Consider the following 2,095-nt stretch of genomic DNA (forward strand, 5'->3'; position numbering starts at 1 on the left):
CTGCTCTTCAAGCAGCCCGGCATCTACGACATCCAGAACCTTCGGGTGGAGTCCCTTCTCCTGAGCCTCCCTGCCTCCGCCCGGCAGCGCTTCATCCGGGACCGTTTCACCGAGTTCAACCTGGATCCGAACGACGACGAGCTCAAGAACACGATCATCGTCTACGGAATGAACTTCTTCAACCGCCAAAGCACCGCGGACGAACTGCACATCCACAGGAACACCCTCAACTACCGGCTCAAGAAAATAGAGGAGCGCACACAGAAATCCCTGCGCTCCTTCCGCAACTACATCGAGCTCTACATCGCCTGCCTGCTCTCGAACCTCCCCTCCCCGGAACTTTAGGAACCGAAGTCCTGAAACGGCCTGGGGAAGCGCGCTTCAGCGCTTCCCCAGAGGATGGCGGGTCCGAAAAGGTCCTCGATCTGCATAGGGACGGTGGGAGTGTCGGAGTCTTCAAACTCTCAATTGCTTCACAGCCTCGTCGCGCAGTCTCGTCAGTAGCTCCTTCCAGGACAGCGTTTCCTGGACCCCCTCGTCGAGCCCGACCGATGGAATAGGAAGCCCCCGGCCCTGCAGCATCGACGTCAGGCACTCCATGAATATCCCTGCATCACGAGGAACGCGAGAGCCGGTCCCTCGACGCGCGCCCTATCGTTCGTTAGACACTCAGAATCCTGTCCGCGCCCGTAACGGCTTCAAGGATCTCGAACATGTTGGAGACCGTCCCCACGCCGACTTGCTCGGTGACCCCGAAGTGGTTCGTGCAGGTCCCGCACACCAGGACCCGCGTGCCCGCCTTCTCCAGGTCCTTCAGGTGGTCGCAGGTGGAGGCCTCCGGCAGGGCCAGCTTGACCCCCTCGTTCATGAGGGCCAGCACCGCGGGCGGCGTCTCAAGTTTCGAGAGCGTGCCCATAAAACCCTTGATCAGGACCTCGCCCAGCTCCTTGTCCTCGCGCCCCAGGGTCTTGCCCGTGACCAAGACGGCGAGGCGGGCGCCACCCTGCGGGCAGGAGGCCGAAACGGGGGCTGCGGCAACGGCCGCACCGTCTCTCCGGCCGGTCAGCCTGAACTCGCCAGCATTCTCTCGACGCTCCACCTGGAACCCCTGCCCCTCCAGGAGGCGCGTGACGTTCGAGGCGGCGACGGCGTTGTCCACCAGGACCTCCAGCTCCGTCGCTCCCTTCTCCAGCGCCGCCTTCGTCATAATGACCGGCTCCGGACAGGCCTTCCCCATAGCGTTAACTGTGATCATAAAAGAGTCCCTCCTAAAAAGTCGTGTTTCCTTAATTATACCGCCCCACTCCCCGCATCCCTACTTCAGGGGGGCGATCTCGATGCCGGCCTCCTCCAGGCGGGCGCGGAGCGTCCGGGCCATCTGCACGGCCGTTGGGGAGTCGCCATGCAGGCAGATGGACTGGGGTTTCAGCCTGACCACCGTTCCGTCGACGGCCTCCACCACCCCTTCCTTCACCATGCGGATTACGCGCCTGGCCGCGACCTCCACGTCCTTGACGAAGGCCCCCTCCATCCTGCGCGGCACCAGGGAGCCATCGTTCATGTAGCCCCGGTCCGCGAAGGCCTCCGCCGCGTAGGGGATGCCCAGCTTCTCCGCCGCCTCGTCGAATTTGGACCCCGCCAGCCCCATGAGAATGATGCCGTCCCCGGCGTCCTTCACGGCCTGGGCGATGGCCATGGCCTCTTCCAGCTTCTTGGCCGCGCTGTTGTACATGGCGCCGTGGGGCTTCACGTGCTGGAGCTTCAGCCCAGTGGCCTCACAAAAGGCCTTCAGGGCCCCCACCTGATACAGCACGTCCGTGTACAGTTCGTCCGCCGAGCAGACCATGCCGCGCCGACCAAAGCCCACCACGTCCGGGTAACCTGGGTGGGCCCCTACGGCCACGCCGGCGGCCCTGGCCGCGGCTACCGTGTTCTTCATCACCAGCGGGTCGCCCGCGTGGAACCCGCAGGCCACGTTGGCGGATGAGACGAAGGTCAGCACGTCCTCGTCCATGCCCATCTTCCAGGCGCCAAAGCTCTCGCCCAGGTCGCTGTTCAAATCCACCTTGTAAGGCATCAGGTCATCACTCCTCTA

Annotated in this window: 4 protein-coding genes; 1 reads left to right on the forward strand and 3 read right to left on the reverse strand. The window is 63.7% G+C overall.

Annotated elements, in window-relative coordinates:
• Window positions 1-345, forward strand: a 345-nt coding sequence (locus tag ACO41U_RS10410; RefSeq protein WP_485943788.1) for a PucR family transcriptional regulator, incomplete at its 5' end; no start/stop codon positions are given.
• A 111-nt stretch (window positions 346-456) separates the two neighbouring features.
• Here ACO41U_RS10410 and ACO41U_RS10415 read toward each other — a convergent pair.
• The 3 genes from ACO41U_RS10415 to ACO41U_RS10425 form a co-directional block, all read right to left on the reverse strand.
• Window positions 457-600: a hypothetical protein gene (locus tag ACO41U_RS10415; RefSeq protein ID WP_485943790.1), complete on the reverse strand. Its 144-nt coding sequence runs from the start codon at window positions 598-600 to the stop codon at window positions 457-459.
• Between the two features lie 61 nt (window positions 601-661).
• Window positions 662-1,255, reverse strand: a complete 594-nt coding sequence (gene yedF / locus ACO41U_RS10420; RefSeq protein WP_485943792.1) for a sulfurtransferase-like selenium metabolism protein YedF — start codon at window positions 1,253-1,255, stop codon at window positions 662-664.
• 60 nt (window positions 1,256-1,315) lie between these two features.
• Window positions 1,316-2,077 (reverse strand): LamB/YcsF family protein, encoded by a 762-nt coding sequence (locus tag ACO41U_RS10425; RefSeq protein ID WP_485943794.1) that lies wholly within the window; start codon window positions 2,075-2,077, stop codon window positions 1,316-1,318.
• Window positions 2,078-2,095 lie beyond the last annotated feature (18 nt).

The organism is Fretibacterium sp., from assembly GCF_057312375.1.

Excerpts from the sequence above, each read along its gene's own strand:
- ACO41U_RS10415 (WP_485943790.1), bottom strand. The coding sequence starts at position 600 with ATGGAGTGCCTGACGTCGATGCTGCAGGGCCGGGGGCTTCCTATTCCA.
- yedF (WP_485943792.1), bottom strand. The coding sequence starts at position 1,255 with ATGATCACAGTTAACGCTATGGGGAAGGCCTGTCCGGAGCCGGTCATT.
- ACO41U_RS10425 (WP_485943794.1), bottom strand. The coding sequence starts at position 2,077 with ATGCCTTACAAGGTGGATTTGAACAGCGACCTGGGCGAGAGCTTTGGC.